This window comes from Limnohabitans sp. TS-CS-82 (assembly GCF_002943475.1).
Window position 1 is genome coordinate 32,194 of sequence record NZ_PTQX01000015.1, and the last position, 20,777, is coordinate 52,970.

General features: G+C 59.9%; 20 protein-coding genes. 9 read left to right on the plus strand and 11 right to left on the minus strand.

Going from position 1 to position 20,777, the window contains the following annotated elements:
• Positions 1-114: 114 nt before the first annotated feature.
• From C5F52_RS23455 to C5F52_RS23490, 8 genes are read right to left on the minus strand one after another with little or no spacing between them, the layout of a single operon-like run.
• Positions 115-705, minus strand: coding sequence for a LuxR C-terminal-related transcriptional regulator (locus C5F52_RS23455; RefSeq protein ID WP_104800788.1), 591 nt, complete (start codon positions 703-705; stop codon positions 115-117).
• 23 nt (positions 706-728) lie between these two features.
• Positions 729-1,925, minus strand: a complete 1,197-nt coding sequence (locus tag C5F52_RS23460) for a tryptophan--tRNA ligase (protein ID WP_104800789.1) — start codon at positions 1,923-1,925, stop codon at positions 729-731.
• Between the two features lie 3 nt (positions 1,926-1,928).
• On the minus strand, positions 1,929-2,600 hold the full coding sequence (locus tag C5F52_RS23465) for a site-2 protease family protein (protein WP_104800885.1): 672 nt from the start codon (positions 2,598-2,600) through the stop codon (positions 1,929-1,931).
• A 46-nt stretch (positions 2,601-2,646) separates the two neighbouring features.
• Positions 2,647-3,282, minus strand: a complete 636-nt coding sequence (locus tag C5F52_RS23470; RefSeq protein ID WP_104800790.1) for an L-threonylcarbamoyladenylate synthase — start codon at positions 3,280-3,282, stop codon at positions 2,647-2,649.
• Positions 3,283-3,288: 6 nt separating this feature from the next.
• Positions 3,289-4,176, minus strand: a complete 888-nt coding sequence (locus tag C5F52_RS23475) for a DMT family transporter (protein WP_104800791.1) — start codon at positions 4,174-4,176, stop codon at positions 3,289-3,291.
• Entirely contained in the window at positions 4,176-5,033 is an 858-nt protein-coding gene (locus C5F52_RS23480) for a 3',5'-nucleoside bisphosphate phosphatase (RefSeq protein WP_315227475.1), read from the minus strand. The genes C5F52_RS23475 and C5F52_RS23480 overlap by 1 nt, the downstream gene beginning before the upstream one ends.
• The gene (locus C5F52_RS23485) at positions 5,030-5,863 is read right to left on the minus strand and encodes a TatD family hydrolase (protein ID WP_104800886.1); all 834 of its coding nucleotides are present in this window, start codon (positions 5,861-5,863) and stop codon (positions 5,030-5,032) included. The genes C5F52_RS23480 and C5F52_RS23485 overlap by 4 nt, the downstream gene beginning before the upstream one ends.
• Before the next feature lie 55 nt (positions 5,864-5,918).
• On the minus strand, positions 5,919-6,449 hold the full coding sequence (locus C5F52_RS23490; protein WP_104800793.1) for an Rrf2 family transcriptional regulator: 531 nt from the start codon (positions 6,447-6,449) through the stop codon (positions 5,919-5,921).
• 130 nt (positions 6,450-6,579) lie between these two features.
• Between C5F52_RS23490 and nhaR the strand changes: the two genes are divergently transcribed.
• Positions 6,580-7,476, plus strand: coding sequence for a transcriptional activator NhaR (gene nhaR / locus C5F52_RS23495; protein ID WP_104800794.1), 897 nt, complete (start codon positions 6,580-6,582; stop codon positions 7,474-7,476).
• Between the two features lie 38 nt (positions 7,477-7,514).
• Here nhaR and C5F52_RS23500 read toward each other — a convergent pair whose 3' ends face one another.
• The 3 genes from C5F52_RS23500 to C5F52_RS23510 form a co-directional block, all read right to left on the minus strand.
• Positions 7,515-7,859, minus strand: coding sequence for a J domain-containing protein (locus C5F52_RS23500; protein ID WP_104800795.1), 345 nt, complete (start codon positions 7,857-7,859; stop codon positions 7,515-7,517).
• A gap of 77 nt (positions 7,860-7,936) precedes the next feature.
• Entirely contained in the window at positions 7,937-8,653 is a 717-nt protein-coding gene (lolD, locus tag C5F52_RS23505) for a lipoprotein-releasing ABC transporter ATP-binding protein LolD (protein WP_236657991.1), read from the minus strand.
• Positions 8,646-9,917, minus strand: a complete 1,272-nt coding sequence (locus tag C5F52_RS23510; protein WP_104800887.1) for a lipoprotein-releasing ABC transporter permease subunit — start codon at positions 9,915-9,917, stop codon at positions 8,646-8,648. Before C5F52_RS23510 ends, lolD begins: the two co-directional genes overlap by 8 nt.
• Positions 9,918-10,019: 102 nt before the next feature.
• Between C5F52_RS23510 and C5F52_RS23515 the strand changes: the two genes are divergently transcribed.
• The 8 genes from C5F52_RS23515 to C5F52_RS23550 all read left to right on the plus strand — a co-directional run bounded on the left by C5F52_RS23515 (position 10,020) and on the right by C5F52_RS23550 (position 20,739).
• Positions 10,020-11,135: a hypothetical protein gene (locus C5F52_RS23515; RefSeq protein WP_104800796.1), complete on the plus strand. Its 1,116-nt coding sequence runs from the start codon at positions 10,020-10,022 to the stop codon at positions 11,133-11,135.
• A 5-nt stretch (positions 11,136-11,140) separates the two neighbouring features.
• Complete coding sequence (gene recJ, locus C5F52_RS23520; RefSeq protein WP_104800797.1) at positions 11,141-12,850, plus strand: single-stranded-DNA-specific exonuclease RecJ; 1,710 nt, start codon at positions 11,141-11,143, stop codon at positions 12,848-12,850.
• Positions 12,851-12,862: 12 nt separating this feature from the next.
• The gene (locus C5F52_RS23525; protein WP_104800798.1) at positions 12,863-13,627 is read left to right on the plus strand and encodes a spermidine synthase; all 765 of its coding nucleotides are present in this window, start codon (positions 12,863-12,865) and stop codon (positions 13,625-13,627) included.
• A 116-nt stretch (positions 13,628-13,743) separates the two neighbouring features.
• Positions 13,744-14,229, plus strand: coding sequence for a tripartite tricarboxylate transporter TctB family protein (locus tag C5F52_RS23530; RefSeq protein ID WP_104800799.1), 486 nt, complete (start codon positions 13,744-13,746; stop codon positions 14,227-14,229).
• A 17-nt stretch (positions 14,230-14,246) separates the two neighbouring features.
• Positions 14,247-15,758 carry a tripartite tricarboxylate transporter permease gene (locus C5F52_RS23535; protein ID WP_104800800.1) on the plus strand — a complete coding sequence of 504 codons (1,512 nt, stop codon included), beginning with the start codon at positions 14,247-14,249 and terminating at the stop codon, positions 15,756-15,758.
• A 105-nt stretch (positions 15,759-15,863) separates the two neighbouring features.
• A complete protein-coding gene (locus C5F52_RS23540; protein WP_104800889.1) occupies positions 15,864-17,138 on the plus strand; it encodes a DUF3422 family protein in 1,275 nt (424 codons plus the stop codon).
• On the plus strand, positions 17,135-18,757 hold the full coding sequence (locus C5F52_RS23545; RefSeq protein WP_104800801.1) for a gamma-glutamyltransferase family protein: 1,623 nt from the start codon (positions 17,135-17,137) through the stop codon (positions 18,755-18,757). Before C5F52_RS23540 ends, C5F52_RS23545 begins: the two co-directional genes overlap by 4 nt.
• Positions 18,757-20,739 (plus strand): gamma-glutamyltransferase family protein, encoded by a 1,983-nt coding sequence (locus tag C5F52_RS23550; protein WP_236657992.1) that lies wholly within the window; start codon positions 18,757-18,759, stop codon positions 20,737-20,739. The genes C5F52_RS23545 and C5F52_RS23550 overlap by 1 nt, the downstream gene beginning before the upstream one ends.
• Positions 20,740-20,777 lie beyond the last annotated feature (38 nt).

Consider the following 20,777-nt stretch of genomic DNA (forward strand, 5'->3'; position numbering starts at 1 on the left):
CTTTGCCCTAGGCATTGATTGCGCTGCCCATAAAAAATCCCCGCTAGGCCAGAGCCGCAGCGGGGATTTTTTTGACCTGAGGTGAATCCACCCCAGTGCCCTAACAGGCGCTGATTACAGCAGGCCGTGTTGACGCGCAAAGTGCAGGGTTTGGGTGCGGCTCTTCACGTCCAAACGACGGAACAGGCGCCACAGGTGAACTTTGACGGTGTGCTCGCTGATTTCGAGTTCGGCGGCAATGTCGCGGTTGCTCAAGCCACGGTCAAGCATGACGATGAGTTGCTTTTGGCGCTTGGACAACTTGGTCTCACCGACCACCACCGTTTCTTCGTCGCCGCCTTCGGCTGCAAACAAACCTTGGATGGCAGATGAAATCTCGGAGGCAGGCGTCGATTTTTCGAGGTACAAATCGGCACCGGCTTCGATACAGGTTTCTTCGGCTTCGCCTGCGGGCATGGAGGAAATCACCACCAATGGCACATCGCCGTACATGGTTTTGACTTCGCGCACAGCGCTCGTGCCTTTGACACCAGGCAACAACAAATCGAGCACAAACAACTCGGGCTCGCCGTTTTTGATGATGGCAGCTTGCAGTTCGCTGAACTTCTCTAATTCAATGACCTTGGAGGCGGGGCGCATGCGACGCAGCAGCATGGCGATCGCTTGGCGAACCAAAGGATGGTCGTCGATGATGTACAAACTCATTTTTTATTACTCCAACAAATATCTTAGTAGTTTAGCCCCATGGCGTCACGGACATCGCGCATGGTTTCGCGCGCGGTGATGCGAGCTTTTTCTGTACCTGCATCAACGATATCACGGACGATTTTAGGGTTCGCGATAAACGGCTCAGCACGCTCCAACATGGGCTGCTGCTCGCGCAGGATGGCATCAATGATGGGTTGCTTACATTCTAAGCAACCAATGCCTGCGGTTTTGCAGCCCTGAGTCACCCACTGGCGCTGGTTTTCATCTGAATAAACGATGTGGAATTGCCACACAGGGCATTTGTCTGGGTTGCCCACGTCTGTGCGTTTGACGCGAGCGGGATCGGTGGGCATGCGCTTGACTTTGTGTTCCAGCGTGGCACGGTCTTCGCGAATGGCAATCGAGTTGTTGTAACTCTTGCTCATTTTGGCGCCGTCTAAGCCAGGCAACTTGCTGGCTTCGGTCAACAAGGCTTGGGGTTCGGGCAAGATGACTTTGCCGGTGCCTTTGAAATAGCCTTCCAAGCGCTCGCGGTCTTGGCTGTCGAGTTCTGGGGCAGAGGCCAAATAGCCCAAAGCACCTTCAGCAGCTTTGGCATCGCCTGTTTCTTGGTAGGTTTTGCGTGCTTTTTCGAAGCGTTTGACGCTGTCTTTGGGCAGTTTGGCCAAGCTGGTCTGTACCTTGGCTTCGGCATTGGTTTCGCGGCCATAGAGGTGGTTGAAACGACGTGCGGCTTCGCGGGTCAGCTCGACGTGGCTCGATTGGTCTTCACCTACAGGCACGTATTTGGCTTTGTACATCAGGATGTCGGCGGCTTGCAGCAGGGGGTAGCCCAAGAAGCCGTAGGTGGCCAAGTCTTTGTCTTTGAGTTTTTCTTGCTGGTCTTTGTACGTGGGCACGCGTTCTAACCAACCGAGCGGTGTGCCCATGGCCAAAAGGGTGAACAACTCGGCGTGTTCAGGCAGGCGGCTTTGCAAAAAGATGGTGCATTGGTTGGGGTCCAAGCCAACGGCCAACCAGTCGATGACCATTTCGTACACGTTCTTTTCGATCACCTCGCGGCTTTCGTAATGCGTGGTGAGGGCGTGCCAATCGGCCACGAAATAGAAGCAATCCATCTCGGACTGCAGGCGCACCCAGTTTTTCAAAGCGCCGTGGTAATGGCCCAAGTGCAAGGCGCCGGTGGGGCGCATGCCGGAGAGAACGCGTTCTTTCATGTATCAGGACTTCAGTAAAAATTCGAGTGGACTGAGCAACAGGCTCAAGAGTTCAAAGGTCAGCGTCATCAAAGGCGCCATCCAAAAGGTGTTGATGAAGCCCATCACCACCAAGGCCATGACGATGTAAAAGCCCCAAGGCTCCACTTTGGACAGCCAGACGGCTTGTTTCCAAGGCAGCAACCCAACCAAAATGCGCCCACCGTCCAGCGGGGGCAAGGGAAACAGGTTGAAAGCAAACATGACGGCGTTGACTTTGATGCCCGCTTTGGCCACTTCTAAAAAGAAGCGCTCTTGCACACCCGCACCAGCCAAGGCATAAAGCACGACGCCCCACAGCAGCGCTTGGACCAAGTTGGAGACGGGGCCGGCCAAGGCGACCCAAATCATGTCCCGTTTGGGGTGGTTCAAGTTGCCAAAGCGCACGGGCACAGGGCGGGCGTAGCCAAACAAAAAGTGGCCGCCGGTGGCTAAAAACAAAATCACAGGCATCACCAACGTGCCCATGGGGTCGATGTGCGGAAAGGGGTTGAGGGTGACGCGACCCATCATCCACGCCGTGTTGTCACCCAAGCGGTGCGCGACGTAACCATGCGCTGCCTCATGCAACGTGATGGCAAACACCACGGGCAAGGCATAAATCAAAATGGTTTGAATGAGGTCAGGGAAATTCACAAAACAATTGTCGCATTGAAAGACCAAAGTCCCTGTTTATGCGGTCTCAGAGGCCTAAAACGTCTAAAGCGCCGCGGCCTTGGCGAATCACCTCGGGGTCGCCGCCGCCGTCCATGGTCGTTAAGTCGACCACGGTGGTGGGCTCTAGGGCACAGGCGCCCGCATCAATGACGGCGGCCAGATCGTGCTCAAAGCGGTCGCGAATCTCTGAGGCGTCGTTCATCGGGTCGGTTTCGCCCGGGGGAATCAAGGTGGTGGCCAGCAAGGGCGCGCCATGCAGTTCCAGCAAATCGAGCAAGGTTCGGTTCAATGGCACGCGCAGGCCGATGGTTTTGCGCTGCGGGTGGCTGACGCGACGGGGCACTTCTTTGGTTGCTTCCAAAATGAAGGTGTAGGCACCCGGCGTGGCGGCTTTGAGCAGCCGGTATTGCCGGTTGTCGACCTTGGCGTAGTTGGCCAGTTCAGACAAATCGCGGCACATCAAGGTGAGGTGATGTTTGTCATCGACTTGGCGAATGCGGCGCATGTGCTCGACGGCTGCTTTGTCGTCCAAGTGGCACACCAAGGCATAACTGGAGTCGGTGGGCACGGCCAGCACGCCGCCGCGTTCTAGCAGCGCCACGGCTTGTTTGAGCAAGCGGGGTTGCGGGTTGTCGGGGTGAACTTGAAGGAACTGTGCCATGTCAACTCACATCCGGTGCGCGTTTTGGTGCTCGCGGTTGCTGAGCCAGCCTGCGCCCAAGCCGCACAAGGCAATCAGCAGCATGCCCAGCACGGCAATGCGGTCGGGGACGTAGGCAAACACCAACCAGCCGCCCAAAGTGGCAAAGCCAATGCTGCTGTACAAAAACGGCGTCACGCTGGCGGCGGGGGCTTTAGAGAAGGCAATGATCAGCAGGTAATGCCCCAAGGTGCCCGCAAAGCCAATCAGGCACATCAGCAGCCATTGGGTGTGGGTGAGGTCGGTGGTCCAAGCGCTCAAGACCAACACCGACGCAATGGCGAAGCCCACCCAGCCGGTGTAGATGTGCATGGTGACGGGGCTTTCGGTCTTGGCCATGTGGCTGGTGAGCGTTTGAAAGCTGGCGTAGGCCACCACCATGGTGAGCGGTAACCAAGCGGCGCTGGTGTCCATGCTGCCGCCGGGGCGCACGATCAACAACGCGCCGCCCAAGCCGCCCATCACAAACAGCCAGCGCAAGCGTGAGACGTGTTCTTTCATCACAAAACGCGCCAAAAACGTAACAGCGAGCGGCGTCAGCATGGCAATCGCGCTGAATTCGGCCACGGGCATGCGTTGCAAACTGGCAAAGCCCAGCACGCTGCAAATCAGCAGCAACAACCCCCGCAGCATTTGCAATTTGAAACTGCCGGTTTGAAACATGCCCATGCCCCGACGTGGCCACATCACGGCGGTGGTGGCCACGGCTTGGAAGGTGTAGCGAAACCACAGCACCATCAGCAAGGGCACGCTGGCGATCAAAAATTTGTTGGTGGTGTCCAGCACCGCGAAACACGCCATGGCGATCACGGCGTAAGTCATGCCCGCGAAGGCGCCGTGTGCAGGGCGTTTCATCACTGGATTCGGTGCGCGAGCGCGTCCCAGACGGGGGTGAGTTGGCCGGGCAACCAAGGCAAGGTGCCCAAGTCGATGCGGCTCTCATCCGGACTGTGGAAATCGCTGCCGCGTGAGGCGAAGAGGTTGAACTCGCGCGCCATGTCTGCGTATTCCACGTATTCGGGCACGGTGTGACTGCCTGTCACCACCTCGACCCCTTGGCCGCCGTGTGTTTTGAACTCGGTGAACAAGGCGTACTCCTCGTTGGCCGTGAAGTCATAGCGGCCAGGGTGGGCGATCACTGCGATTCCTTGGGCCTCGGTGATCCATTGCACCGCGTTTTTGAGCGTCGCCCAGCGGTGCGGCACAAAGCCTGGTTTGCCTTCGGTCAGGTAATTGCGAAACACCTCGTGGGTGTCTTGGCAGGCGCCGCTTTCGACCAAGAAGCGCGCAAAGTGGGTGCGCGAAATCAGCTCAGGGTTACCCACAAATTTGAGCGAGCCCTCAAAGGCACCGTGAATACCGACTTTGGCCAAGCCTTCGGCCATTTCTTGGGCGCGTTCGCTGCGGCCACCGCGTGTTTTGTGCAAACCGTCGATCAAGGCCGTGTTGGTGTGGTCAAAGCCCAAACCCACGATGTGCACGGTTTTGTTGGCAAAGGTGACCGAAATTTCGGTGCCGGTGAGGTACTTCATGCCTTGCGCTTGAGCCGCCGCGATCGCGCGGGCTTGGCCGCTGATTTCGTCATGGTCGGTCAAGGACCACAACTCGACGCCGTTGGCCTTGGCGCGTGCGGCAAGTTGCTCGGGGGTCAGGGTGCCGTCGGACATCACAGAGTGACAGTGCAGATCGGCGTTCAAGATAGAAGTACTCACGTTTTCAATTGTAGGCGCGGCAAGGCGGTGCATGCATTCGCGGTGGTGACAGCGGCCAATTCGCTCAACGACATGCCGCGTAAATCCGCCAAAACTTGGGCGATGCGTGGCAATTCGGCAGGCGCGTTACGCCCTTGCGCGGCACCTGCTGCGCGTTGCTCGGCGGTGGCGTAGAGCCAATGCGGGGGAATGTCGGGGGCGTCGGTTTCGAGTACCAGCGCGGACAGCGGCAGTTGCGTGGCCAGGCGGCGCAGTTGCAAGGCCCGCTCGTAGGTCAAGGCGCCGCCAAAGCCCAACTTGAAACCCAAGGCGATGAAGGTCTGGGCTTGCTGCAAGCTGCCGTTGAAGGCGTGGGCAATGCCGCCGATGACCCGCGTTTTGCGCAAGCCTTGCAGCAGCCCATCTGCCGAGCGGCGCACATGCAAGATCACGGGGAGTTGATGGCGTTGGGCGAGTTCAAGTTGCGCTGTGTAAAACCACCGTTGCTGCGCCAAGGCTTCTGGGGTGTTGAGGCTGGGCACAAACCCATCCAAACCAATTTCGCCGACGGCCACCAGCTGCGGGTCGTCGCGGTGGGCGTGCAGGGCGGCGTCTAGTTGGGCCAAGTGTTCTGGCGTGGCGTGCGGGGTGTACAGCGGGTGAATACCCAAGGCGTAGCTGTCGCCTTGGGCGTGTGCCAAGTGGCGCACGGCATCAAAGTTGGCCGCCTCAACGGCCGGAATCACGCAATGCGCGACCCCAGCGGCGCGCGCACGTTGGCGCACCGCGCTGCGGTCGGCATCAAATTCGGCGGCGTCGAGGTGGCAGTGCGTGTCGATCCAAGAGGGCATGTGGCACAGCGTACCAAACGCGCTGATACGGGCCGACATGCGCTGAAACGCTGTCTCAGCGTGACGTGGCCAGTGCTGCGCCCAAAGCGAACACCGAGTTGGGGGCGTTCACTTTGAACGGCTTGGTGTCGCGTTGCGCAAAGATGCCGCGTTTCGAGGCAGGGCGCACGTCGATATGTGCCCCCTTGGCGCGTGACTCATCCATCAATTGGCGCAGCGAAATGGACGACAGGTGATCCACCATTTTTTGGTTCAGGTTGTTCCACAGGTCGTGGGTGAGCAAGCTGCTGCCATCCACCGCGTCTTCGCTCTCTGGGGTGCTGGCGCCGTTGGCATCGACCGCGCTGATGATGTCTGCCACGCTGATGGCTTGGGCCGCACGCGCCAAGGTGTAGCCGCCGCCCGGGCCGCGCGTGCTTTCAACGAGGGCCTCTTTGCGCAATTTGCTGAACAGCTGTTCCAAGTAGGACAGCGAGATGTGTTGGCGTGCGCTGATGGCGGCCAAGGCCACAGGGCCTTGGGCTTCGCGCAAAGCCACATCAATCATGGCGGTGACGGCAAATCTGCTTTTGGTACTTAAACGCATCTCAAACTCCTTTGTTCGATCACAGGCAAACAAGGCCCGATGTCTGAACTTTAGACATGAAAACACTTCGTGTAAATTCGTATTTTTGGTTTAATCACTTCGATAAATACGAGCAATCAAAGCATTCGATATGAATTTCAAACATCTTTACTATTTTTGGGTCACCGCGCGTGCCGGTGGCGTGATGCGTGCAGGCGAGCAGCTGCACACCACGCCGCAAACCTTGTCAGGCCAAATCAAGTTGCTCGAAGACAGCTTGGGGCGTCAGCTGTTTCGTAAAAGCGGTCGTCAGTTGGTGTTGACCGAAGACGGTCGTACCGCCTTGGGCTACGCCGATGGCATTTTTAACCTCGGTGCCGAGCTTCAAAACGCCATGCGCCAAGCCGGCAGCGAGACACACACCTTAGACTTTCGGGTCGGCGTGGCCGATTCGGTGGCCAAGTCCGTGGCCTACCGCCTGTTGGAGCCTGCTATGTCGATTTCGCAACCTGTGCGCTTGATTGGCAGCGAAGGCAAGTTTCCCGATTTGTTGGCGCAACTGGCCCTGCACCGTCTTGATTTGGTGATTGCCGACGAGCCGCTGTCACGCCGCATCAGCGTCAAAGCGTTCAACCACGCTTTGGGCACCACGCCCATGAGCTTTTTTTGCACGCCAGCCCTCAAAGCCACGCTGCAAGGGGAGTTTCCACAGTGTTTGCACAGCGCCCCCATGTTGATTCAGGGGGCCGCCTCGTCTGTGCGCCAGCAGTTAGAGGGTTGGCTGGCCAAGCACCACTTGCAACCGCGGGTGGTGGGCGAGTTTGACGACGGCGCCTTGATGACCGCGTTTGGGCGCGAGGGGCGTGGCGTGTTCATGTCGCCCAGCGTGCTGGAAGACGAGACGGTGGCGCATTACGGCGTGGAGGTGTTGGGGCGCAGCGACGAGCTGGTGGAAGAGTTTTTTGCGGTGTCGGTGGAGCGGCGCATCAGCCACCCGTGTGTGGCGGCCATCACGCACAACGCGCGTGGGCGTTTGTTCAACGGTTAACAGCGAGCAGGGGTGTGGGTAAACGTGCTGCCAAGTGCTTACGCGTAAGCGTGCAAACGACCGCGTCGGTCGTAGGTGGTCAACACCACGGGGCTGGTGCGCCGTGCGGTCACGATTTGGCTTTGGTAGGCGTTGATGCGTTCAGCCGCGAACTGAATGTGCACGCTGTGACGCCATTGGTCGTAAGCGCGGCGGCGTTCGGGACACGACAAGATTTCGTAGGCTTTGTTCAGACCCGCCATCACCGAACCGTCCATCGCGCAGTGCGCGTGGCGATCGGGGTGGTGGCGCAATGCCAACGCACGGTAGGCCGCCCGAATCACCTCGGGGGCTGCCGCGGGGGCCACGCCCAGCACTGCGTAAAAGTCTTTGAATCCGTCCATGTAACGAATTAGACACTAAAAACGTTACAAAGTAATACTAAGTGTTAAATTTATTTGAAATTGTTAACTTTGTTGTTTCATTGCGACAGTTGACCGAGGCTGAGTTGCAACTGTCGATCGCAGCGTGCGGCCAAACTGGCGTCGTGGGTGACCAGCACAAAGGCTGTGCCTTGGTCGCGGGCCAATTGCAGCATCAAGGCGAACACTTGATCGGCGGTGTGACGGTCGAGGTTGCCCGTGGGCTCGTCGGCCAACACGCAGGCTGGGCGGGCGACCAAGGCGCGGGCAATGGCCACGCGCTGACGTTCGCCGCCCGACAACTCGGACGGGCGGTGGTGCAAGCGTGCGCCCAAACCGACCGCTTCCAACATGGCTTGCGCTTGGGCGCTGGCGGCCGTGCGGTCCATGCGACGGATCCACAGCGGCATGGCCACGTTGTCGAGCGCGGTGAACTCGGGCAACAGGTGGTGAAACTGGTAGACAAAGCCCAAATGTTGGTTGCGCAAATCGCCCAGTTCGGTCGCGTTGAGGCCTTGCAAATCGCGGCCCATGAGCGACACGCGCCCCGTGCTGGGCGTGTCCAAACCACCCAACACATGCAGCAGCGTGCTTTTGCCCGAGCCCGAAGTGCCGACGATGGCCACGGTTTCGCCTGCGTGAATGTCGAGGTGAATGTTTTGCAACACCGTCACATCCAAGGGGCCTTCCGTGAAACGGCGGCTCAGGTTGCGTGCGGTCAACACGACGGGGGTGACGGGTGAGGTGGGGTTCATGGCGCGTAACTCGTTATTCATAGCGCAGCGCCTGTGCGGGGTTGATGCGGCTGGCGCGCCAGCTCGGGTAAATCGTGGCCACAAAGGCCATCGCCAGCGAGATCAGGGTGATGGGCCAAATGTCGGCAGCTTGCGGGTCGCTGGGCATGCGGCTGATGAGGTAAATGTCGCGTGGCAAAAAGCTCGCACCCAGCGCGTTTTCAATGGCAGGCACGATGACGTCGATGTTGCAGGCCACGCCCAGCCCCATCAGCAATCCGCCCAAGGTGCCCAGCACGCCCACGGTGGCGCCTTGCACCACAAAAATGCCCATGATGCTGCGCGGGCTGGCGCCCAAGGTGCGCAAGATGGCGATGTCGGCGCGTTTGTCGGTCACCGTCATCACCAGCGTGGTGACGAGGTTGAAGGCCGCCACCGCCACGATGAGGGTGAGGATGATGAACATCATGCGTTTTTCCACCTGCACGGCCGCGAACCAAGTGCGGTTTTGGCGGGTCCAGTCGCGCACGATCACCTCAGGGCCCAGTGTGGCCGCCAATTCACTGGCCACGCTGCGCGCTTGTTGGCCGTCTTTCAGTTTCAAGCGCACACCGCTGGGAGATTCGAGGCGAAAGATGCGCTGCGCGTCTTCGATGTGCATCAGCACCAAGGTGGCGTCGTATTCGTAGTGGCCAGAGTCAAACAGACCGGCGACATTCAATTGTTTCAAGCGGGGCATCACGCCCGCGGGGGTGACTTGGCCGCTGGGAGCCACCAGCGTCACGCGGTCGCCCACGCGCACGCCCAAGGCGTGGGCCAATTCACCGCCTAGCACCACGTTGAAGCTGCCCGCTGTCAAAGCGCCGCGCACGTCGGGGGGGAGTTGCAGGGTGAAGTCGGTCACTTGGGTTTCGAGCTCGGGCTCGATGCCACGCACCAAGGCGCCGCGCATGTCGTCGCCGCGTGCCATCAGGGCTTGCTGCGCCACAAACGGCGCGGCAGCCACGACGGAGGCGTTGCGCTTGGCTTGCGCCATGAGCGCGTTCACATCGGCAAAGCCTTCGCCGCCGGTGCTGAGCAATTCAATGTGGGCCACCACGGCCAACATGCGGTCGCGCACTTCTTTTTGAAAGCCGTTCATCACGCTCAACACGATGATGAGTGCCGCCACGCCCAGCGCGATGCCCAGCATGGACACGCCGGAGATGAAGGAAATAAAGCCGTTGCGCCCAGCCACCCGGCCCGCGCGCGTGTAGCGCCAGCCAATGAGAAGTTCGTAGGGAAGTTTGGAGGAAGTGCTGTTCATGACGAGCAGCATTGTGTCATTGGGTGGGCTACCCCCACGCCGCACCGAATGCGCGCGTGGTGACAAACCTCGCTGCGCTGTCCATCACGGACAATCAGGGCCATGCCTCTTGAGATTTTTGATTCCCCGCGCCCCACCACGCTGCTGCCGTTTTCGCTTTGGTCTGCCCAAGGCCCCGAAGCGGGCGTCTTGGCCCAGCAAGCCTTGCCCAATCTGCGGCAATGGCTGATGCAGTCCCAACGCGTGGCGGTGGTGGCTGATGCGCCGGCTGAACCGCTGCTCGCCACCTTGACGCCCCCGCACGAGCGGGCTTGGGGGCGGCTTTTGGGTTGGCCGATGGTGGACGGCGGTTTGCCTTGGGCGGCGCGTGCGGCGGCCGAGCAGGGTTTGGCGGTAACCCACGCCCATGCAGGCGCTGCACATCAAACCCCAGACAACCACACCCATGGGGCGCTCCCAGTTTCGCCCCCAGTCTCGCCATCGGGCTGGGCCTTCATCAGCCTGTGCAATTGGCACGTCAGCAACGGCCAAGTGACCTTGGGTGACCCCGCGCATTTGGCGCTGGACGCCGACACCGATGCCGTTCTGTTCAGCGCGATGCAGCCTTTTTTTGCCGAAGACGGCATCGACTTGTTTCCCTACAAACCGGGCCAATGGCTGGCGCGCTCGCCCTTGTTCGCCAATCTGCGCACAGCAGCTTTGGACCGCGTGATTGGCCGCAACATCGATCCGTGGCTGGTGGGCTGCGAAACGGGTGCCGAACGCTTGAGCCCCGCCGCACAACTGCTGCGCCGTTTGCAAAACGAAATGCAAATGTTGCTCTACACCCACCCCGTCAACGACCTCCGCCGTTTGACCATCAACTCATTTTGGGTGCACGGTACGGGCGCTTTGCCAGACCATGCCAGCCGTCCTGCAACGGCGGTGGCAAAGCCCCTTGCGCAACCCGCACCCACCGTGTTGCAGACCCTGCGCAGCAGCGCCTTGCAGCAAGACTTCATCGGCTGGCTGGAGGCGTGGCAATCCGTCGATGCCGAGGTCATCGCCCCCTTGCTGGCGCGTGTGGCCGCTGGTGAACCCCAGCGTTTGGTCTTGTGCGGCGAGCATGAATTTCAGGTGCTCGACAGCGCCGCGCCCAGCCTTTGGCAGCGCGTGCGTCAGCGCTTTGCCCCCATTTCTTTAGACACTGTGTTGGCCGTTGCGCCCTTGAAAGACTGAGCCTCATGCAATTCATTCCCCGCGATCTGCCGCCACGCAGCATTTGGGCCCTTGAGCAAGCGGGTGTGCACCCCTTGCTGGCGCGTTTGTATGCGGCGCGCGGCATCAGCCAGCCCGCCACCCTCGATGTGTCGCTGGCGCATTTGCTGCCCCCTACCAATTTAAAGGGCATCGAAGCCGCCGCCGTGTTGCTGGCTGATGCGATGGCCGCCAACAAGAAGCTCTGCATCGTGGCCGATTACGACTGCGATGGCGCCACCGCCTGCGCCGTCGCCGTGCGTGGCCTGCGCTTGCTGGGCGCGCGTCAGGTCAGCTACATCGTGCCCGACCGCGTGGTGGATGGTTATGGCCTCACGCCCCCAATTGCCGAGCGCGTCAAAGCCAGCGGTGCCGACGTGTTGATCACGGTGGACAACGGCATTGCCAGCGTGGACGGCGTGGCCACGGCGCGTGCCTTGGGCTTGCAAGTGTTGGTCACCGACCACCATTTGCCTGCCGCCGTGCTGCCCGAGGCTGACGCCATCGTCAACCCCAACCAGCCCGGTTGCACGTTCGAGAGCAAGTCGCTCGCCGGCGTGGGCGTGATGTTTTATGTGCTGTTGGTGCTGCGTGCGGAACTGCGCAAGCGCGGTGTGTTCACCGCCGAACAGCAGCCCAAGCTCGACACCTTGCTGCCCTTGGTGGCCTTGGGGACGGTGGCCGATGTGGTCAAGCTCGATGCCAACAACCGCCGTTTGGTGGCGCAAGGTTTGGCGCGTGTGCGCAAGGGGCAAATGCCTGCGGGCATGAGCGCCTTGTTTGTCGCTTCAGGCCGTCAAAGCGCCACCTGCACCTCGCAAGACTTTGGCTTTGCTTTGGGCCCGCGCATCAATGCGGCAGGCCGCTTGTCTGACATGACGCTGGGCATTGAGTGCCTCGTGACCGACGACGTGGGCCGCGCCACCGAGCTGGCCACCCAGCTCGACCGCATCAACCGCGAGCGCCGCGAAATTGAAGGCGACATGCGCGAGCAAGCGTTGGAGCTGGCGCAAGAAATGTTCGATCCCGAGGAAGAACCGCCTTCCGCCTTGTGCGTGTTCGACCCCGACTTTCACGAAGGCGTGGTGGGTATCGTCGCCTCCAAGCTCAAAGATTTGCACCACCGCCCCACGTTCGTATTCGCACCCAGCCAAGCGGCGGGTAAGGGGCATGAGCTCAAAGGCTCGGGCCGCTCGATTCCGGGCTTTCATTTGCGCGATGCGTTAGACCTTGTGGCCAAGCGTCACCCCGGCGTTTTGCTGCGCTTTGGCGGTCACGCCATGGCGGCAGGTTGCACCTTGGAAGAGGACAACCTCGCCACCTTTGAAGAGGCCCTGCAACAAGTCGCCGCCGAGTGGCTGGACGCCGCCACCTTGCAACGCCGCTTAGAAACCGATGGCCCCTTGCTGGCCGAGTACCGCCGCCCCGAGTTGGCCGACACGCTGGCCCGCGAGGTGTGGGGCCAAGGCTTTGCACCACCCACGTTCAGCGAAAACATCGAGGTGTTGGGGCAACGCTTGGTGGGCGAGAAACATTTGGCGTTGAAACTGCGCCACCAAGGTCAGCCTGTGGATGGCATTTGGTTTGGTCGTGTCGACCCGCTGCCTACCGTGGCGCATTTGGCCTTCCGTCTCGAAGCCGATGAATGGCAAGGCAACAAGCGCGTGCGCTTTGTGATTGAAGGCATGGCCGAGTAAAGAAAGCACAGCATGGCGACTAAGAAAAAACTCCAACTTCCCGAAGTCAATTTCTCTGATTACGGCGACACCCGCTACCTGCATTTGGGCACCCCGTGGGTGCAAGGCTCGATGAACATCGAGAAACCTTTTGACATCGACCTAGAGTACGTGCAACGCATGATGGCGTGGCTGCTGTTTGTGGACATCGACAAAGTGGGCAAGCGCCACGCCATGCAGCTGGGCTTGGGGTCGGCGGCGCTGACCAAGTTCGCATTCAAGCACCTGCGCATGAAAACCACGGCGATTGAGATCAACCCACAAGTCGTGGCAGCGTGCCGCCTGTGGTTCAAACTGCCCGCCGACAGCGCCAAGCTGCAAGTGGTGTTGGGCGATGCCGCCGAGGTGGCTAAGCACGACCATTGGCGTGGCCAAATTGATGCGCTGCAAGTCGATTTGTACGACCACGAAGCTGCGTCCCCCGTGCTCGACAGTGCCGAGTTTTACGCGGATTGCCGCCAACTTTTGACCGACGACGGCTGCATGACCGTCAACTTGTTTGGCCGCAGTTCCAGTTTTGCCCAAAGCGTCGACAAGATGGCCGCGGCATTTGGTGCTGACGCGCTGTGGGCGTTCAAGCCCACGCGTGAGGGCAACACCATTGTGTTGGCCCAACGCACGCCCACGTCGGTCAAGCGCGCCGAATTGATGGCCCGTGCGGAGGCGATTCAGGCCCGTTGGCCCTCCTTGCCTGCGACCAAGTGGTTGCGGGTCTTCAAACCCTTGAAACCCGCATAAATATAGGGTTTACCCCTTGTCGCTCAGGTTTCTAAAGTAGGTGTAACCCACATCATTCACCGAGGTTTAGCCCTTCACAATTTACGCACTTTCGCAGTTTTGTTTGAGGAGACGAAATGATCAAAAGTCAAAAAGACTTTTTCTCTGGCCTGATGTTCGCATTGGTCGGCGGTGCCTTTGCTTGGGGCGCCACCAATTACACCGTCGGCACCGGCGCTCGCATGGGCCCGGGCTACTTTCCATTGCTGCTGGGTATTTTCTTAGCGATTTTGGGTGGTTTCATCATGTTTTACTCGCTGGTCGAGCACACAGAAGATGGCGATAAAGTAGGCAAATTCGCGTGGAAACCCATTTGCTATGTGCTGGGTGCGAACGTGGCTTTTGGCATCTTGTTAGGCGGCTTGCCAAGCATTGGCTTGCCAGCAATGGGTCTGATCTTGGCAATTTATGCCTTGGTCGTCATTGCCAGCAAAGCTGGTGAGACCTTTTCGCTGAAAGAAGCGCTGATTTTGGCCACTATTTTGTCGGTGGGCAGCTACTTGGCTTTCATCATGCTGCTGAAATTGCAGATGCCCGTGTGGCCCACCTTTATCACTGGTTGAGCCGGGAGAAATAAAAAATGGATTTGATTGCAAACCTCTCATTGGGTTTTGGTGTGGCGTTCACGCCCATCAACCTCATGTACGCCTTGGTCGGTTGTATCTTGGGTACGCTGATTGGCGTGTTGCCAGGCATTGGCCCTGTGGCCACCATCGCCATGTTGCTGCCCGCTACGTACGCGCTGCCCCCTGTGTCGGCGCTGATCATGTTGGCCGGTATTTACTACGGCGCCCAGTACGGTGGTTCCACCACCGCGATTTTGGTGAACTTACCCGGTGAATCGTCGTCGGTGGTGACCACCATTGACGGTTACCAAATGGCCCGCAAAGGCCGTGCAGGCCCCGCTTTGGCGGCCGCTGGCTTGGGCTCGTTCTTCGCCGGTTCTGTGGGTACTTTGATCTTGGCGGCCTTCGCGCCTCCTTTGACCGAACTCGCGTTCAAGTTCGGTCCGGCCGAATACTTCTCGCTCATGATTTTGGGCTTGGTCGGCGCGGTGGTGTTGGCTTCGGGCTCTTTGCTCAAGGCGATTGCCATGATCGTGTTGGGCCTCTTGATGGGCTTGATCGGTACCGACGTCAACTCGGGTGTCGCACGTTTCAGCTTTGACATTCCTGAACTGACAGACGGTCTTGGTTTTGTGGTGGTGGCGATGGGTGTCTTCGGTTACGGCGAGATCATTTCGAACTTGTCGCGACCTGAAGAAGATCGTGAAGTGTTCACCGCCAAGGTAGAAGGCTTGTTTCCCACCAAGGAAGACTTCAAGAACATGTTGCCTGCGGTCATTCGCGGTACCGCTTTGGGCTCCTTGCTTGGCGTGTTGCCAGGTGGCGGTGCGTTGTTGGCTGCGTTTGCGGCTTACACCATCGAGAAGAAAACCAAGCTGCGTCCAGGCGAAGTGCCATTCGGTCAAGGCAACATCCGTGGTGTGGCTGCGCCTGAATCGGCCAACAACGCCGGTGCACAAACCTCCTTCATTCCCTTGCTCACCTTGGGTATTCCACCCAACGCCGTGATGGCTTTGATGGTGGGTGCGATGACCATTCACAACATCCAGCCCGGCCCACAGGTGATGACCAGCAACCCTGAGTTGTTCTGGGGTCTGATCGCCTCGATGTGGATTGGTAACTTGATGCTCGTGATCTTGAACTTGCCATTGATTGGCATGTGGATCAAGTTGTTGTCTGTGCCTTACCGCTTCTTGTTCCCCGCCATCGTGCTGTTCTGCGCGATCGGTGTGTACTCGACCAACAACAACACGTTTGACATCTGGATGGTCGCGGCCTTTGGCTTCGTGGGCTACCTGTTCGTCAAGTTGGGTGTGGAACCTGCGCCTTTGTTGCTCGGCTTCATTCTGGGCCCGATGATGGAAGAGAACCTGCGTCGCGCCTTGTTGCTGTCGCGTGGTGACTGGACCGTGTTTGGTACCCGTCCCCTGTCAGCTGGTTTGCTGGCGGCTGCGGCCTTACTCTTGGTGATCGTGCTGTTGCCGTCCATCAAGTCCAAACGCGAAGAGGCCTTCGTGGAAGACTAATTCTGTTCATTCAGTTTTGACTTTAAAGACGGCACCTTCGGGTGCCGTTTTGCATGTTGCCCCCTTTTGGATGCGCCACAATCTGAGCACACAGAAAGGCTGTTGATGATCGAGCACCCTCAGAGACAGGCGCTGCACAACGAGGTGCATGCGCGACCGCCCGAACCCATGCAAACGCCCATGGCCATTTCGCATGTGGTGATGTGGGTCGACCGCGACAGTGCGCAGGCCAGTCGCGCGCATGTGTCGCGCCTGCTGTTGGACCACCACCTCTCTGCTGCCGACGCGCACACCAACCACATCCGCGTGGACTTGGGCGCATTCCGATTGCGTTGGGAGCTGCACACCGAGTTTGTGTCGTGGACGTTCATGCGACCCGTGAGCGATGCGGCGTTTGACCCGACCCATCCCATGACCGCCGTTGAAGCTGTCCCCCAAGCGTGGTTGGCGCAATTGCCGGGCGCGTGTTTGGCGCGCTTGCATGTGTGGTTGCTGGCCCCGAGTGCGTTGGATGTTCACACGGTGCTGCCCCAACTCTTGCATGAAGACACCTTGGTGGCCTCTACCGTGGCCGAGGGCCATGGCGAGGTGTACACCGATTTTCAGTTGCACCCCGACGGTTACTCGCGCGTGTTGTTGATGACGGGTTCGCTCTCCCCACGTCGCCAAGGTCGCTTGGTGCAACAGTTGCTCGAAATTGAAACCTACCGCATGGCCGCTTCCTTGGGCTTACCCGCGGCACGCGACGCCTCTCAGGCGTTGGCCGATGCCGAGCGTGAGTTGGCCGCCTTGGCGCAGGCCATACGCAGTGCTGCGCGTGCCGATGAGGCCGATCTGTTGGACCGTTTGACCCGTTTGGCCGGTGAGGTGGAGGGACAGTACGCCGCCACCCATTCGCGCTTTTCGGCCACGCGGGCTTACTTTGAATTGGTCGATCGCCGCATCCGCGATATTGCTGAGTCGCGCATGCCGGGTATGCAGACCATTGGCGAGTTCATGGAGCGGCGTTTATCGCCAGCGCGCAGTACCTGTGACTGGGCCGCACGGCGTCAAAACGCGCTGTCTGAGCGCGTCTCGCGCATGAGCAACTTGCTGCGCACGCGCGTGGATTTTGAGCAGCAACTCAGCAGCCAACAATTGCTCGCCACCATGAACCAACGCCAAGACGTGCAGCTGAAGTTGCAATCCACGGTGGAAGGTTTGTCGGTGGCTGCGATCACCTATTACTTCACGGGCTTGGTGAGCTACTTGGCCAAAGGCGCCGAGAAGTTCGGCTGGCCTTTTGCCGCGGACATCACGGCGGCGTGTGCGTTGCCCTTTGTGGGGCTTTTGGTGTGGTTGTCGATGAGACGCTTGCACAACAAGGTGTTTAAAACATGAATTTCAATTTCACCAATCCCTACACCTCCACCCGATTACCCGTGTTTGCGCGCAACGTGGTCTCCACCTCGCACCCCTTGGCGGCACAAGCGGGTTTGCGCATGTTGTGGCAGGGCGGTAACGCGGTAGATGCGGCCATCGCCGCAGCGGCGGCCTTGACGCTGACCGAGCCCGTGAGCAACGGCTTGGGTTCCGACGCGTTTTGCATTTTGTGGGACGGCAAAGCGCTGCATGGCCTGAATGCCTCCGGCCAAGCCCCGCAAACGTGGACGCCCGATTACTTTCACCGCAAATACGGTGAAGGCGCCAAGACGCCACCCAAGCGCGGCATGGACTCAGTCACCGTGCCCGGCGCCGTGGGCAGCTGGGTGGCCTTGAGCGAGCGCTTTGGCAAGTTGCCTTTTGAAGACCTGATGCAACCCGCGATTGAGATTGCCGAGCGTGGTTATTTGCTGCCCGTGGTGGTGCAGCAAAAGTGGGCAGCTGCCACGCCTGAGCTGCAAAGCCAACCCGGTTTTGCGCAAAGCTTTTTGCCGTGGGGGCGTGCGCCTGCCGTGGGCGAGTTGTTCAAGTTCCCAGGCGCAGCGCGGGGTTTGCGTGCGATTGCCAAAACCAAGGGGCAAGCTTTTTACGGCGGCGAGATCGCGCAGGCGATTGAGAAGTTTTCCGCCGAACATGGCGGCAGCATCACCGCGCGTGACTTTGCCAATTACAAGGCTGAGTGGGTCACGCCCATTGCGCAAAACTACCGTGGCTACACCCTGCACGAAATTCCACCCAACGGCCAAGGCATCGCGGCGCTGATCGCGCTGGGCATTTTGGAAAACTTCGACCTCGCCAGTTTGGCGGTGGACGGTGTGGACTCCCAGCATCTGCAGATCGAAGCCATGAAGCTCGCCTTTGCCGACGTGTACCGTTACGTGGCCGAGCCCAGCGCCATGGAAGTCACGCCCGCGCAAATGTTGGAACCCGCATATCTCAAGCAACGTGCGCAATTGATCGACCTGCGCAAGGCGCAAGACTTTGGCGCGGGCAACCCCGTCAAAGGCGGCACCATTTACCTCACCACCGCTGATGAAAACGGCATGATGGTGAGCTTCATCCAAAGCAATTACATGGGCTTTGGCTCGGGTTGCGTGGAGCCCACGTTCGGCGTGAGTTTGCAAAACCGTGGCCACGGCTTCAGCTTGGACGCCAAGGGGCTCAACCCTGCCAACGTGGTGGCACCGGGCAAGCGCCCCTTCCACACCATCATTCCTGCCTTCCTCACCAAAGACGGGCAACCCGTCATGAGCTACGGTGTGATGGGCGCCAACATGCAGCCGCAAGGCCACATGCAAACCTTGGTGCGTATGCTCGATTACGGCCAAAACCCACAAGCCGCTTGCGATGCGCCGCGCTGGCGTTACAACGCGGGCATGGAGATCAACGTCGAAGCCAGCTTGAACGCTGAGACGGCCGCGGGTTTGCAGGCACGCGGTCACCAAGTGGGCGTCATCAACGACAGCTACCAAGACTTCGGCGCTGGCCAATTCATCTGGCGTGCGGGCGATCCAAAGGTCGAAGGCTATGTGGCCGCCAGCGACGCGCGTCGTGACGGATTGGTCGCAGGGTTCTGATGCACTTGCAGCGCATGGCCTCGGTGTGGGCGCTGCTGGTTTTGGCGGGGTGTCAGGTTTGGCCTTTGCAGATTGAGTCGACGGCTGTTTATGCCGTGTCACCGGCTTCATCAACGGGTTCCTATGCAGCGTCGTCCAACGCTTTATCGGCGCCGCTGCAGCCTGAAATTGCCACGGGTTTCACGCCCAAAACTGAGGTCCTCTCGCAGCGTTTTGCCGTGACCGCTGCGCACCCTTTGGCCACCCGAGCGGGTGTGGAGATGCTGCAAGCCGGGGGCTCCGCCGTCGATGCCGCGGTGGCGGTGCAAATGGTGTTGGGTTTGGTGGAGCCACAGTCCAGCGGTTTGGGCGGTGGCGCATTTTTGGTTCACGCGGCAGGCTCAAATGTTCAAGTGTTTGATGGCCGAGAGACTGCGCCATCGACGGTGACTGAAGAAGCTTTGCTTGATGACGCAGGTCAGCCCTTGGCCTTTCACAAGGCCGTGGTGGGCGGGCGTGCTGTGGGCACGCCGGGCGTGTTGCACATGCTGGCGCAGGCGCATCAGCAGCATGGCGTTTTGCCGTGGTCGCGTTTGTTTGAGCCCGCCATTCGTCTTGCGCGCGAAGGCTTTGCGATCAGTCCACGCTTGCATGCGCAACTCAAGGCCGATGCCTATTTGCGTTTGGACCCTGTGGCGCGTGCTTATTTCTACCGAGCACAAGCGCCGATGCAAACCTCAACGCAAGGTTCGGTCCCCGCGCCCGTTGCGCCTCATCCCGTCGGGTATGTGTTGCGTAATCCTGAGTTGGCCGATGTGTTGCAACGCATCGCCACCGAAGGGGTGTCCGCGTTTTACAGCGGTGAGGTGGCTCAGGCCATCGTGCACAAAGTGCAGCAGCACCCCAGCAACCCTGGGCGTTTGCAGCTTAGCGATTTGGCGAACTACCAAGCCAAAGTGCGCGAGCCCTTGTGTTTTGATGTATCCGCAAACCAAGTTGGCCGTGGCGCAGGTCAAACTCAAACTTCAGCCTTAGTTCAAGGCAACGGCAACGGTTCGCCCGGCGCTCCGTCTTGGTACCGCATCTGCGGCGCGCCGCCTCCCAGTTCAGGCACGCTGGCGATGGCGCAAATCTTGGGCATGCTGCCTCACACCGCCGTGGCTGGACAAGCTTGGCCAGCGAGCGGGCCGGATGCCGCGTGGCTTTACACCTACAACGAAGCATCACGTTTGGCCTTTGCGGACCGCGCGCAGTATGTGGCGGACCCCGATTTCGTCAACGCCCCAGGTGGCAACTGGCAGAGTTTGCTGCAGCCTGATTATTTGAAGTCGCGCGCCCAATTGATTCAAACGCGTGCTGCTGCGCAAGTGGCCCCCGGCGAGCCCGTGCCTCGCGCTGCACACAACTTGTCGGCCATGGCTGAGCAACCCGAAATGGGCACCTCTCACCTCAGCATCGTGGACGCGCAGGGCCGTGCCGTGGCCATGACCACCACCTTGGAAGATGCCTTTGGCGCGCGGCAGATGGTGAAAGGCTTTTTGCTCAACAACGAGTTGACTGACTTCAGCTTTGTGCCACGCGATGCCCAAGGCCGCGTGGTGGCCAACCGCGTGCAAGCCGGTAAACGACCACGCTCGTCCATGTCGCCCACCTTGGTGTTTGACAAAGCCACGGGGCAGTTGCTCATGAGTGTGGGCAGCCCCGGCGGCGCGATGATCATTCACTTCACCGCCCAAACCTTGCTTGGCGTGTTGCAGCAGGGCTGGTCGTTGCAAGCGGCGGTCGATGGCCCTCATTTCGGTTCGGTGGGCGGGCCTTTGGTGTTGGAGCAAGGGCGATTCCCCGCGAGCACTGCAGACGCTTTGCGTGCACGCGGCACCGAGGTGCGCACGCAAGCCCTCACCAGCGGCGTGCATGCGGTCATGCGTCAACAGCGCGATGGCCGCACGGTGTGGGTCAGTGTGGCCGACCCGCGTCGTGAAGGCGTGGCTTTGGGCGAGTGACGCGGTACGGTCCGCTGCCTCGTGCGTCGCCTAAACTC

Coding starts and splice junctions, on each gene's coding strand:
- C5F52_RS23455 (WP_104800788.1), bottom strand. CDS start 705: ATGAGTTTGTACATCATCGACGACCATCCTTTGGTTCGCCAAGCGATC.
- C5F52_RS23460 (WP_104800789.1), bottom strand. CDS start 1,925: ATGAAAGAACGCGTTCTCTCCGGCATGCGCCCCACCGGCGCCTTGCAC.
- C5F52_RS23470 (WP_104800790.1), bottom strand. CDS start 3,282: ATGGCACAGTTCCTTCAAGTTCACCCCGACAACCCGCAACCCCGCTTG.
- C5F52_RS23475 (WP_104800791.1), bottom strand. CDS start 4,176: ATGAAACGCCCTGCACACGGCGCCTTCGCGGGCATGACTTACGCCGTG.
- C5F52_RS23485 (WP_104800886.1), bottom strand. CDS start 5,863: ATGCCCTCTTGGATCGACACGCACTGCCACCTCGACGCCGCCGAATTT.
- C5F52_RS23490 (WP_104800793.1), bottom strand. CDS start 6,449: ATGCGTTTAAGTACCAAAAGCAGATTTGCCGTCACCGCCATGATTGAT.
- nhaR (WP_104800794.1), top strand. CDS start 6,580: ATGAATTTCAAACATCTTTACTATTTTTGGGTCACCGCGCGTGCCGGT.
- C5F52_RS23500 (WP_104800795.1), bottom strand. CDS start 7,859: ATGGACGGATTCAAAGACTTTTACGCAGTGCTGGGCGTGGCCCCCGCG.
- lolD (WP_236657991.1), bottom strand. CDS start 8,653: ATGAATAACGAGTTACGCGCCATGAACCCCACCTCACCCGTCACCCCC.
- C5F52_RS23510 (WP_104800887.1), bottom strand. CDS start 9,917: ATGAACAGCACTTCCTCCAAACTTCCCTACGAACTTCTCATTGGCTGG.
- C5F52_RS23515 (WP_104800796.1), top strand. CDS start 10,020: ATGCCTCTTGAGATTTTTGATTCCCCGCGCCCCACCACGCTGCTGCCG.
- recJ (WP_104800797.1), top strand. CDS start 11,141: ATGCAATTCATTCCCCGCGATCTGCCGCCACGCAGCATTTGGGCCCTT.
- C5F52_RS23525 (WP_104800798.1), top strand. CDS start 12,863: ATGGCGACTAAGAAAAAACTCCAACTTCCCGAAGTCAATTTCTCTGAT.
- C5F52_RS23530 (WP_104800799.1), top strand. CDS start 13,744: ATGATCAAAAGTCAAAAAGACTTTTTCTCTGGCCTGATGTTCGCATTG.
- C5F52_RS23535 (WP_104800800.1), top strand. CDS start 14,247: ATGGATTTGATTGCAAACCTCTCATTGGGTTTTGGTGTGGCGTTCACG.
- C5F52_RS23540 (WP_104800889.1), top strand. CDS start 15,864: ATGATCGAGCACCCTCAGAGACAGGCGCTGCACAACGAGGTGCATGCG.
- C5F52_RS23545 (WP_104800801.1), top strand. CDS start 17,135: ATGAATTTCAATTTCACCAATCCCTACACCTCCACCCGATTACCCGTG.
- C5F52_RS23550 (WP_236657992.1), top strand. CDS start 18,757: ATGCACTTGCAGCGCATGGCCTCGGTGTGGGCGCTGCTGGTTTTGGCG.